The sequence below is a fragment of the Paenibacillus cremeus genome (assembly GCF_007786445.1).
Classification (GTDB): domain Bacteria; phylum Bacillota; class Bacilli; order Paenibacillales; family NBRC-103111; genus Paenibacillus_G; species Paenibacillus_G cremeus.
This window is the reverse complement of sequence record NZ_VNJI01000050.1, coordinates 1-12,073: the sequence shown is the minus strand read 5'-3', so window position 1 is coordinate 12,073 and position 12,073 is coordinate 1. Positions and strand designations below refer to the sequence as shown.

Below are 12,073 nucleotides of genomic sequence, written 5' to 3'. Positions count from 1 at the left end.
CCAAAATCATATTATAATGTCTGTAGCCTTGTAAACCTAAGATTTCGTCAAAAAGCTGCAAAATTCACCGGAACGCGTAATGGAAGAGAGGTGGAGGACACTATGCTCGAAGTAGTCATTGGACTCGTTGGCAGCCTCGTGATCGCCGGAGCGGCTTACATGAAGCGCTCACTGACGCTCTCCGGAATGGTGGCAGCCGTCATTCTAGGGACGCTGATGTATGCGGCCGGCAGTCTCGCATGGTTCGGAACGCTGATCGCGTTCTTTCTTTCGTCCACGCTGCTCTCCAAGTGGAAAAGCCGCAAGAAGGCGGCGCTGGAAAGCGGCTACGCCAAGAGCGGACGCCGGGACGCGGGGCAGGTGCTGGCCAACGGCGGGCTCGGGCTTGTGCTGTGCCTAGGCAACGCCATAACGCCTCACCCGGCGTGGTGGGCCGCCTTCGTCGGCGTCATGGCCACGGTGAACGCGGACACGTGGGCGACGGAGATCGGCGGCCTCAGCCGCACGCTGCCACGCTCCATCGTCAGCGGCCGTACCGTGCCCGCCGGCACTTCGGGCGGCATCACGCCGCTCGGCTTCGCCGCTTCCTGCGCCGGAGGCCTCTTCATCAGCGCCGTGGCCTGGGCGCTGCGCGCACCCGCAGCCCCAGGCTACGCCAGCACCGCTGCGGCGCTGGCGCTGCTGGGCCTCGCCGGAGGGCTGGCCGGCTCGCTCGCCGATTCGTGGCTTGGCGCCGTGCTGCAGGCCATGTACCGCTGCCAAGTCTGCGGCCGAGAAATCGAAAAAAACCGCCACTGCGGGACAGTAGCGGTTTCGATTCGGGGGGCGGCGTTCATGACGAACGACGCCGTCAATATGATCAGCTCGCTGATCGGCGGAGCTGTCAGCTTAGCGATTACGTTAGCCATCTATTAATCGTCGTCTCGGTCTTTGCGAGCATATGCTTTATTCGTGACATAGATGGCGCTCCACGAGATGACGAGGGCGACTACAACGCAGAGAATAATAATTCCGGTAACCATGCCGATTGTGCCTCCAAACGCTGCCAAGCCAGGCAGCAACCTAATTTCTCTTTAGCCATTGTACTTGATGGAGGCCCAAAAGCCAAGCCTTACGGCTTTGGCTTTTTTGGCGTTGGGGCCGGCAGGGTCAAACTCCCGATTTCGTGCAGATCCTTCAGGTCATTGGCCTTGAGCTGGCTCTGCGAGGAGGAATACAGCGTATCGCCAATGTACAAGAGGCGCTCAATGTTTTTACCGTATACATAGCCCTTGTACCCGGATTTTTGCAGATCCTCGGCGGTGTAATGCGTAATTTTGCCGCGAAGCTGGAAGCCTTTTTCAAGATCGAGCTGGTACACATAAGCTCCTTGGAAGGCGAATTCGCCGTAGGCGGTCGGATTCGATTTATCTTTGACCTCTGTTACGGTTATCGGGAAGGCTAGCAGGTTTTTCTCTTTGGAGAAGAGCAGCGCCTTCGGGTTATGCAGCAGCTCCGAATCCGTCCCGCGATCCCCGATCGACTCCTTGAACATTTCCTTCGGATTTTCCACATCGGTCACATCAAACATCGCCAGCTTCATGCCTTGATAATAAGCGATACCGGTATCCGTGCCTGCCGGTGCGTTCTTGTTTGGAAGCACGACGGCATCTTTACCGAAGCCAATGATGTGGTTCTCATCATAAGGCTGTAAATAATCGCTGTAACCTGGAATTTTCAGCTTGCCGACGATTTTAGGTGCTGTAGGGTCCTTCAGGTCGATGACAAATAGCGGATCTACTTGCTTGAAGGTGACCATGTAGGCGCGATTGCCGGCATACCGGACAGAGTAGATCCGTTCTCCTGGCGCGATGTCCTCGATTTTTCCAGTGACGCTCATCGCTTCGTTTAAGACGTACACATTGTTTTTCGACGTGAATTCGTCGTTGCGCCATGTCTCGCCGCTCGTCGTGGCGATGCGGAAGTAGCCGTCCTGCTCATCCATGGAATATTGATTCAGCGGATGGCCCGGCACTTTGCCTCGTCCCGTGTACCGGACTGATCCATCGTTCATTGCGAATTTATAGATGGCGGTGCTGGAATCCACTGGCCTAGGAATGATCGGAACCGGCATGACGGCTGGCGTTCCTGGTGATGTTGCAGGCATAGGTACAGGGTCTGTCGTCGCTGCCGCTTTTTCATATTCGTTCACGGCAATGTACAAATTCGACTGTGAAGCGTACACGTTTTGCCCGGAGCCCAGATAGCTGGTCACCTGCATTTTTTGGTCCGAACGGCTGAGGTTCATGCCGCCTACGAGCAGGTAATTCGGTTCAATCGCTTTAGGGAAATAGCGGATATCCTCATAGCCGATCGAGACCAAACTGTCACCGGCTGCTGAATCGCGGTAAACCGGCGTAGCAGCGGCATCCTGCTTCTCGGCCGGGGTCGCGTCCGTGCGCAGCAGGCCGTAATAGTTCATATATTTATTCGTCACGACGTACAGGGAGTCGCCCACTTTGCGCGAGGAGAGATAGTTGCCCTCGAGCTCCGCTTCGCGCACCTGCTTCAGGTTCGTACGGTCCCCCAGCTCATAAACGAGCGTCTTGGTCATGGAGCGTCCACCGCGATAACCCGGATAGATCAACAGCTTTTTGCTGCTGATGCTGTTTATGCTGTCTGCAGGAAACGCCTGCACACTCGGCTGATCGACCGCCGGCATTGGCACAGCTGCTCCACCGGAGCCTTGATTCTGCTGAGGCTGTGATCCAGCAGGGACCGGGGCAGGGTAGAAGGTGCTTCCCACGACAACCAGGTGCTGATTATCCACGTAAATTTCCCTTGGGTTAAAATTAGGATCAGACCAATAGACGCTGCTGACGACAGTCATGCTCTCAGCCGGATACGCCTTGGAGACGAGGACTCGGTTCCGGTTAACTTGATAGATGTACTGGCCATCGGTTTTGATCACATCGGCCTCGTCCACTCCTTGAACCTGCACGTTCGTGGAGGAATATCCCGGTGCGGCATCCGCCACCGGAGACGCCGGAGCAGCTGTTGGTGCTTTAGCACTTGCACTTGGTGCGGCTGCACCAGCCGCTGGGGCAGCCGATTTCGCGTCCGAAGCCACGGCAGCCTCGGATCTGACCATGGAGGTGACGCCTAGCATGGCGCCGGAGCCTACACCTGTAGCACTGCTTGCGACTGCGGAATCCTTCAGCAGCTCCTGCAGCCGGTCCAGCGAGCCGACGGTCGGCAAGCTTTTGTCCGCGTCCACGATCGATACGCTTAGGTTCAGGCCGTCCCAATACACATTGAAGTCGAACGTTTCGCTGAAAAAGCGCAGCGGAACGAGCAGCTTGCCGTTTGCAATCTGCGGCCCCTCGCCGATCACGACGGATTGTCCGTTACGCTTGGCTTCCTTGCTGCCGACGGTCAGCTGAATGGAGCGCTCGCCCTTCGAGGCGGAGGCTGTCTGATCGGTCTCGTCCCAATCTACCGTCACGCCGAGCGCCTCGGAGAGGTCGCGGAGAGGTACCATCATAGTGCTCCCGACCAGCTGCGGAGCTACCGTAAAGGTCACCGGACTGCCGTTTAGGATGAGTGCGATCGGTGCAGCCTGCGCCACAGCCAAGCTGGTCGCTCCTGGAGCCGTCGAGGCCAGCAGGGACAGCGCCAAAATGCCCCCCAGAAATGGTGTCTTCCTCACAATAAATTCCCCCTTATTGCAACTGCTATCGAAGCTTTTACGATAACAGTTGTCAATGTTATTGCAACTGCCAACGAATCTTTTTACGATAACAGTTGTCAATGTTATTGCAACTTGTTCCAATCTACCTATCTAACGCAATAAGGGATCCGGATGTTTCAAATTTTTCCTCCAAAGGAACAAATTTTTTTCAACAAAAAACACCGTCCCTTCACGCCGGAAGAAACGGTGCCCGTTATTTCGATGCGTTATGACTGACGACCCGGTTGCGGCCCTCTTTCTTTGCTTGATACAAGGCTTTGTCGGCCTGGATCAGCAGCTCCAGCGGGGACAGCTCGCGGGTAGGGACTAGCGTGGCCACTCCGAGGCTGATCGTGACGAACGGCGATACATCTGAGGAGCCGTGAGGGATGCTCTGCCGTTCGATCTCGGCCCGCAGCTGCTCGGCCACGACCAGGGCGCCGACCTCATCGGTGATCGGCAGAATGATGACGAATTCCTCCCCGCCATAGCGCGCAATAATATCGCCTGGGCGGCGAGCGCCTTTGCGCAGAGCATCCGCTACACGCCGCAGACACACGTCACCTTCGCTGTGGCCATAGGAATCATTGTAAAGCTTGAAATAGTCGATATCGAGCAGGATGATCGACAGCGGCGTTTCAAGGCGGGCGGCCAGCTTCCATTCCTTGGCATAGCTTTCGTCAAAGTGACGGCGATTGGAAATACCGGTCAGCGCGTCGATCTTGGATATCATCTGCAGTCGTTCATTCGTTTGCATCAGCTGGTATTCCGCCTGCTTGCGGATTGAAATGTCCCGCGAGACGCATAAATACTCAGGCGTCCCCTCCGTTCCGGGCTGGATGATGCGAACGGTCGTTTCAAACCAGATGTACTCTCCGTTTTTTCGGCGGATGCGATAGGAAGAGACGGTCGTATCCGGCTGATTCGCCAGCAGCAGCACGCCCTCACGGACGAGCGAATAATCCTCTGGATGGATCAAGTCGTAGATGTTCCTGCCATGCAGCTCGTCCGGCTCGTAGCCAAGCAGGGCGCGGCAAGCAAGCGAGACATACATGTAGCAGCCGGTGTTATCATGCTTGGAGATCATATCCGTGCTGTGCTCCGTGATCATGCGGTACAGCGCGTCACTTTCGCGCAGCTTGCATTCGGCTGCTTTGCGGTCAGAAATATCCCGAAAGTACACGGAGAAGGCTTCGGCAGAGGGGTGGGTATGCAGCTCCAGCCAGCGATCCAGCGGGGCGTAGTATGTTTCATAAGAGCTCGGCTCCGATGAGCTTGCGGCTTTCAAATATTCGGTGTATACCTCGGATTGTTTCAATTCAGGGAATAAATCCCATATAATGCCGCCAAGCAGCTCATACCTCGAACGCCCGAGGAACTGTTCCGCTGCCTTATTCACATAGGTGAAGCAGCCGCTGGAATCCAGTGAGATAAAGCCGTCGGAGATGCTCTCCAGCGTTTGAATCATGAGTTTATTCGAGCGGTCGGCCGCGGCTTCCGCTTCTTTTCGTTCCGTAATATCTTGGACCTGTGTAAAAAAATATTTGCTGCTATTTTGCTGCGAATGAATTACAGAGGCGGTTATGTACGCCCAGATCGTATTACCGCTGCGATGCCGGTAGCGCTTCTCGAATTGGTATTGCAGCTGAATTTCATTCAGCATTTTGGAGGCGAACGAAAGACTGTATTCCAGATCGTCCGGGTGAGTGACGTCGGCGAGCTTCATACCGACCAGCTCCTCCTCGGAGTATCCCAAGATGCGGCAGAGGGCGGGATTTACACGGATAAAAACACCGTCCGTTGACATGACGGCCATACCGCTGACGGAAAGTTGAAATGCGCTGATAAACAAGTCTTTCTCCTCTTGCACAGTCCAGCTATCAACCATTTCAGCGTCTTCCTTCCTGTGAAAAAGTAGAGTAGAGCTGGTCTTAAGTAAGGTAAGCTCACAACAACTATCTTAATGAATGCGAAAGGCTAGTTCAATGAATATTGACACAATTTAGAAATTTAATCGAATCTTTAGTTGAAATTTAAAAAAAGAGGTAAAAACACATCCGCTTTGGACGCCGAACTCCGGTGCACACAAAAAAGCTGAGATCAGGCTTACCGCCAAAATCTCAGCTTTCTAAGTTTATTTCGCTAAGGTTTCCATTTGCTCCAGCAGCTCTTTAAAGACGCTCATCGCTTGCTTGATCGGCTCTGGGGTCGACATATCCACACCCGCGCGTTTCAAGATGTTGATCGAATAGTCGCTGCCGCCGCTCTTCAGGAAGCCGAGGTAACGGTCCACCGCCGGTGCGCCTTCGTCCAAAATCTGCTTCGCAAAGCTCGTCGCCGCCGAGAAGCCGGTAGCGTACTTATACACATAGAAGCTGTTGTAAAAATGGGGAATCCGCGCCCATTCCATCTCGATATCTTGATCGACCACCATGTCTTTGCCGTAGTAGAGCACGTTGAGATCATAGTAGATTTTGCTGAGCAGCTGCGGAGTTAACGCTTCGCCTTCTTCCGCTTTCTCATGGATGATTTTCTCGAATTCGGCAAACATCGTTTGACGGAACACGGTGGTGCGGAATTGATCCATGTAGTACGTCAGGAGATACATTTTCTCCTTTTTATCGGTGGATTTGTGCAGCATATAATCCATCAGCAGCGCTTCATTGAGCGTCGAGGCCACTTCCGCCAGGAAAATGGTGTACTGCGCATAGCGATAAGGCTGATTCGCATCCGATAAGTACGAATGGAGCGCATGCCCCATTTCGTGCGTCAGCGTGAACATGCTGTTGAGATTGTCCTTGTGGTTAAGCAGTACGAACGGATGCGTGCCGAAGGCCCCCCAGCTGTACGCCCCGTTACGCTTGCCCTCATTCTCGTAGACGTCGATCCAGCGGTTGTCGAAGCCCTCCTGCAGTACCTTAAGGTAGTCCTCGCCCAGCGGCTTCAAGCTTTCCTTGACCGTCTGCTTCGCCTGCTCATAGGTGATATCCATGTCGAACTCGTCGACGAGCGGAGCGAACAAATCATACATGTGCAGCTCATCGACCTTCAGCAGCTTCCTGCGAAGCTCCATATACCGGTGCATCAGCGGCAGGGATTCGTGCACCGCATCGATCAGGTTGGTGTACACTTCCTTCTTGATGTTGTCGCCGAAGAGGGACATTTCCAGAGCGGAAGGATACTTGCGAACCTTCGAATAAAAAATGTTGTTCGTCACATTCGCAGCCAGCGTCGAAGCGATCGTGTTCTTTTGTTTGGCGTACGTGGCATACATCGTCTCGAATGCCTGCTTGCGCACGCTGCGGTCCCGGCTCTCCAGGAATTGAATATAGCGGCCGTGGGTCAGCTCGACCTCTTCGCCTTTCTCATTCTTCACCTTCGGGAACTTCATATCCGCATTATTGAGCATGCCAAAAATCGTGCTCGGAGCTTGCGCCAGATTGCCTACCTGGGCGAGCAGCGCTTCTTCTCCTTTGCTTAGCACGTGCTGCTTTTGCCGGATCATTTCTTCGAGCGTACGTTTGTAAAAAGCAAGCTCCGGATCGTTCACCAGCTTCTGCAGCTGTTCGTCCGATAAGCTTAAAATTTCAGGCGAAATGAACGAGGTCGCTTCATTCGCTTCCACGCTGAGCTTCTTGGATTTATCCGATAAGGCCTGATATGTAGGGTCAGCCATGTCTTCGTGGTGCTTCATGTTGGCGTATACATACAATCGCTCCGCCTGCAGCGAGATTTGATCCTCGAGGTCGAAGCAGGTTTTGATATCGGCGGCGTTGTTCAGCTTGCCCTGAAACTTGGCGACTTCCTTCATCGCCTTCTTGTTCGCTTGATATTCCTTTTCCCAGGCTTGCTCATCCTTGAAAATGTCCTCAAGATTCCAACGGTTTTCCGCGGGAACCTCACTGCGCTTCAGTACTTGATTCATGGGAGCCCTCCTTGACGTTTGAGATGGTTTCGCGATGCCGCCCGCATGAACCGCAGATAGCATCAGCGGCCCACTAAGCAGCAAGCTGGTTAAAAGCAGCGGGATAAAACGCATTGCCGCTCACGCTCCATGGAAAAATGTGTCGCTATAGTATGACCGGAGCGCGGCTTAAATATTAGTATATGGAATTTATAGGAAGAAGTCTAATGGAGCCAAAGCGTTACCCCGCTGCAGAAAAGAAGCTGTATACCATCAGAACAAACGAGAACGCCACCATCACCAGCGCAAGGATGGCTAAGGGACGCTTGACCCCGGCAGGCAAGCTGTCTTTTTTCATAATCAGAATCAGGGCCAGCGCAAACGAAATGATCATAAACGTCACAATGGACGCGGAATTATCCATCACCAATTCACCTCAACCACTATCTTCGCCAAGGATAGCGCGTTTCCTTCCACCGCTTTTCAAAATTATGGCACAGCTGCGCCTGCTAACCCTGGCCTCGCTCTTGGACGGAGACGAGCGAAGCGCGCGTATTTTTCCAGCGACCTGCCGCGAGCACTCCAAAGACGGTGAGGGCGACGATGATCCATTTCAGCACGTCATATTCCGCGAAGAACGTTTTGACCAACGGATCGCCGGTCAGCATTTTGCCTGCTGTAAAGGCCAGCACACCAGAACCGATGTACGTAATCCAAGGGAATCGCTCGACCCAACGGATGAAAAGGGTGCTGCCCCAGACCATAATCGGCACGCTGATGACTAGACCCGTGATGACAAGAATGAAATCCCCATGCGCGGCTCCGGCTACCGCAATGATGTTGTCGAAGCCCATCACCGCATCGGCGATCATGATCGTGCGGATGGCGGCCCAGAGCTGGGACTTGGCTTCAATGTCGTGCTCCTTTTTGTCAACCAGCAGCCTGTAGGCAATCCAGATCAATGCGAAGCCTCCAACGAGCAGCAGGGCGGGGAGCTTCAAGAGCCACAGCACCGCCAGAGTCGCAGCAGCACGGATTACGATAGCCCCGACCGTCCCCAGCAGTATGGCTTTTTTCTGATAAACCTTCGGAAGATTTCGGGCCGCCAGCCCGATGACGATCGCATTGTCCCCGGCCAGCACCAAATCGATCAGGATGATGCTGAGCAACGCTGTGAAAAAATCCGCTGTCAAAAATTCCATGTGGAGCCACTCCTCTATTGTGTATTTTTTTACATAAAAAATGACCTCTACCGCATGTGGTAAAGGTCATCATCATGCAAAAAAGACCTTTACCGTTAATCGGCAAAGGTCTTGCTAACAACAGAATCGTTGCCAATAAAGCCGGGGTTCTGAATCAGGACCCGAATTGACGACTTTACTGTGACAGCTACTCCCCTTTGGAGGACATCCTTATGTAATTGAGCTCATTATATCGAGCAGACAAGCTGTGCGTCAAGCCTCTTTGTTCAGCAAGCCTGTATTACACGTTGCGGAACGCTTCCATGATGCTCTCGTGCTCTTCGCTGCTGCCATCAAATTTTTCTTTGGCAAACCGGTTCTGCGCCCAGTGCATCATCTCCGGACGGCTGAGAAACGTATGGCATTCCTCGCCCCATTGGTCAGAAATTTCCCTTAAAATCAGCTGCTTTCCGTTAACCTCAACAGTCAGCATATTCCATTTGTCCTTCTTATATATCGTATGTTTTTTGATCATGGCTGAAAGCTCCGTTTCCATTCAATAATAGGTCTATGAGCGAAAATGATACCTTATTAAACGCCGAAAATCAAGGCAGACAGGGCTCCGTGAGGAATTTATTGCCAGTATTCGTTCAGCGTGCTACAATGTGCGATAAGCTTCAGCACCATGCCGGAGGGCGGGTGGAGGCTTGGAATTCATTTTTAGATGAGTAGAGGAGAGTTGAGATGAGATGAGACATGAGAAGAGAAAGTATGAGCAGATCGGTGTAGCGATGACTTGCCGCTCCTATGAGGAGTATGTGCGCATGTTTGCGCTGCGGGAAGAGATGCTCGGCAGTGGACCGATCCTTGATGTGTCCGCGGGAGCGTCGTCGTTTGTCGCTTATGCTTGCGGAAGAGGAAAGCAGGCCGTGGCTGCGGATCCGCTCTATAGGATGGCCGTTGAGGAGATTCGGGAGCATGGCAGGCAGGAGATTGAGACTTCCACAGCCAAGCTGGCGGGACTTGAGGATCGCTTTGATTGGACGTTTTACGGCAGCTTGGATCAGCATCAGGCGATGCGAGAGCGATCACTGCAGCGTTTTGTAACCGATTATGAGCTGGATACGGATCATCAGCGTTATATCGCCGCTGGACTGCCCTCGCTTCCTTTTGAGAGCAATACGTTCGAGCTAGTGATGTGCAGTCACTTCTTGTTTTTGTACCACGAGCAATTCGATTACAGCTTTCATCGGGATGCGGTGAAGGAGCTGTTCAGGGTTTGCCGGCCGGGAGGCGAGGTACGTATTTATCCGATTTATACGCTAGGCTGGGAGCGATACCCGCACTTGGATTTGATTCTCGAGGAGCTTCGCGTGGAGGGGGCAGAGGCCTCTGTGCTTCGTTCCGGGCTGCCGTTTATTCCGGGTTCCACCGAGCTGCTTTGCTTAAAAAAACAAGGCTTAAACGGCGATATTAAGCGTTTCCTAAGTTGATTTATAATGGTTTCGGTGCTATAATTAACACATTCGCCCATGATGGCGATACATCTAGGAGGTTGTTTTCATTGAAAGGTACAGTAAAATGGTTTAACGCAGAAAAAGGCTACGGCTTCATTCAAGTTGACGGTGGCGACGATGTATTCGTTCACTTCTCCGCGATCCAAGGCGAAGGCTTCAAAACTTTGGAAGAAGGCCAATCGGTTGAGTTCGAAATCGTTCAAGGCAACCGTGGACCACAAGCAGCTAACGTTCATAAATTGTAATTTCTAAATTTAACTATATAGCCTAAGCCGTTCATCGGTGATGGCATGCATCGATATAAGTTTCTTTCGGAAGGTGCCGCATGAAGCGGTTGCTCGTTGGAGTTACATCGATCAGATAGTTTTCTTTAGACAACAATTTGGTGTAGCAAAGGAAAAGAAGCAGTTCCTCGCGGACTGCTTCTTTTTTGTGCCTCCCAAGCAGGGCTGAGGGAGTTAAAAAAGGATGGTTCCTGTGCTGCGAAAAGGGCCTGGACCCATCCTTTTGTGGTGTGTGCGTGCTTAGGTGACGATGGTAAGAATGTCGTCGACTTCTTTGCGAGCCAGACGTGCAGGGCGTTCTGACGGGTACCCCAGAGCGATGACCATATTGATTTGGCACTCCGGGCGAATGTTCAGGTAGGTTCGCAGCTGCTCTTGAGCCAGCAGTACCGGTCCAGTCATCGGGCAAGTCCCCAAGCCGCGGGCGTGGGCGGCCAGCATCAGGTTCTGAGCGGCCAGACAGCTGCTCTTAATACCTTCCTCTGCCCAGACGGCATCCTCCACTAGTTGAACTGGATCGAAGATCCGCTCCCGGAATTTGGAGTTGTATGGCGTAGCCAAGCAAACGATCAGGACAGGCGCGTCCGAGAAGGCAGTAGCGTAAGGCCCGAACGACTTGGTCAGCAGGCGGGCTTCCTTGGATAAGCCGCGCTCTTCGGCTTCCGCCGCACGTTGGTGCAGCTGCTCCCAGGTGATGCGCTCGATTTCTTTGATCATGTCCCGGTTTTTGACCGCGATGAACTCCCAGGTTTGCGAGTTCGTATCACTCGGCGCGTAGCGGGCGCAGTCCACGATTTCTCGGATATCTTCGACGGAAACATCCTGTTCCGTATATTTGCGAATGCTGCGGCGATCCAGAACGATAGACTTGAATTCCTCATATGAAGCGTTAACGGTGTTGTTCATTTCAGTTCATCCTTTCCACGGCTTAGTACTTGGTACTAAGAGCCAACCTATATTATAGCGATGTTTCGGTGCGGTGACAACAGGGAGTCGCACGATATCGCCAGTGGAATCGCATTATGGTATACTATTCCAATCGGATGTGAAGCACACACCGCTCAGTTAGCAGGATCGGCCTGCGGACTGGGCGTTTTTTGTTTTAACAACTAGTATGGTCAAAATGGGGGCTTGCCTATAGCAATGGATGCGGAGTATTGTATATCGCTATTTACCCAGAAGTTTGTGATTCCTGCGACAAAACAAAGAATAGCGATCCCGTAGACCGCTATTCCGAATTTTATAATGATTATTATCTCAACTTTCGCAGCTTGAAATTGGCAAATAGACCTTGATGTAACTAGGCAAACCCGCGGTCCAATTCTGGAGTTGACGATGAATTAGCGTTGAGATTCGCTTTCCTGCCTTTGCGGCAACTTCATTCATCAGTTCGACCAGTTGTTGAAGAGCGACGACCCAGTCCATTGTTCCAACTTCGTCGCACAACAAATAAAACAGACCTCCAATCGTCCGTTGGT

The 12,073-nt window shown here is 52.7% G+C and carries 10 protein-coding genes and 1 pseudogene; 3 read left to right on the top strand and 8 right to left on the bottom strand.

The window, feature by feature from the left end; translation table 11 throughout:
- Positions 1–102 precede the first annotated feature (102 nt).
- Positions 103–915 (top strand): DUF92 domain-containing protein, encoded by an 813-nt coding sequence (locus FPZ49_RS27705; protein ID WP_144853326.1) that lies wholly within the window; start codon positions 103–105, stop codon positions 913–915.
- Between the two features lie 196 nt (positions 916–1,111).
- Here FPZ49_RS27705 and FPZ49_RS27700 read toward each other — a convergent pair whose 3' ends face one another.
- The 6 genes from FPZ49_RS27700 to FPZ49_RS27675 all read right to left on the bottom strand — a co-directional run bounded on the left by FPZ49_RS27700 (position 1,112) and on the right by FPZ49_RS27675 (position 9,329).
- Positions 1,112–3,688: a beta-propeller domain-containing protein gene (locus tag FPZ49_RS27700; protein WP_144853324.1), complete on the bottom strand. Its 2,577-nt coding sequence runs from the start codon at positions 3,686–3,688 to the stop codon at positions 1,112–1,114.
- Positions 3,689–3,923: 235 nt separating this feature from the next.
- Positions 3,924–5,597: a sensor domain-containing diguanylate cyclase gene (locus FPZ49_RS27695; protein ID WP_144853321.1), complete on the bottom strand. Its 1,674-nt coding sequence runs from the start codon at positions 5,595–5,597 to the stop codon at positions 3,924–3,926.
- Positions 5,598–5,843: 246 nt separating this feature from the next.
- Positions 5,844–7,634 (bottom strand): oligoendopeptidase F, encoded by a 1,791-nt coding sequence (pepF, locus tag FPZ49_RS27690; RefSeq protein ID WP_186446139.1) that lies wholly within the window; start codon positions 7,632–7,634, stop codon positions 5,844–5,846.
- 220 nt (positions 7,635–7,854) lie between these two features.
- Positions 7,855–8,037, bottom strand: a complete 183-nt coding sequence (locus tag FPZ49_RS27685; RefSeq protein ID WP_144853317.1) for a hypothetical protein — start codon at positions 8,035–8,037, stop codon at positions 7,855–7,857.
- Positions 8,038–8,122: 85 nt separating this feature from the next.
- On the bottom strand, positions 8,123–8,815 hold the full coding sequence (locus FPZ49_RS27680) for a TerC family protein (protein ID WP_144853315.1): 693 nt from the start codon (positions 8,813–8,815) through the stop codon (positions 8,123–8,125).
- Between the two features lie 280 nt (positions 8,816–9,095).
- Positions 9,096–9,329, bottom strand: a complete 234-nt coding sequence (locus FPZ49_RS27675; RefSeq protein WP_144853313.1) for a hypothetical protein — start codon at positions 9,327–9,329, stop codon at positions 9,096–9,098.
- Positions 9,330–9,543: 214 nt separating this feature from the next.
- On the opposite strand from FPZ49_RS27675, the gene FPZ49_RS27670 reads away from it, so the two are divergent.
- Together FPZ49_RS27670 and FPZ49_RS27665 are read left to right on the top strand one after the other, a co-directional pair.
- Complete coding sequence (locus FPZ49_RS27670) at positions 9,544–10,287, top strand: class I SAM-dependent methyltransferase (protein WP_144853311.1); 744 nt, start codon at positions 9,544–9,546, stop codon at positions 10,285–10,287.
- A 71-nt stretch (positions 10,288–10,358) separates the two neighbouring features.
- Positions 10,359–10,556, top strand: a complete 198-nt coding sequence (locus FPZ49_RS27665; RefSeq protein ID WP_144853309.1) for a cold-shock protein — start codon at positions 10,359–10,361, stop codon at positions 10,554–10,556.
- Positions 10,557–10,835: 279 nt separating this feature from the next.
- Here the strand turns inward: FPZ49_RS27665 and FPZ49_RS27660 are convergent, their stop codons facing one another.
- Entirely contained in the window at positions 10,836–11,501 is a 666-nt protein-coding gene (locus tag FPZ49_RS27660) for a nitroreductase family protein (RefSeq protein ID WP_144853307.1), read from the bottom strand.
- 351 nt (positions 11,502–11,852) lie between these two features.
- Positions 11,853–12,073 (bottom strand): annotated as a pseudogene (locus tag FPZ49_RS36480) (IS4 family transposase); the annotation flags it as partial.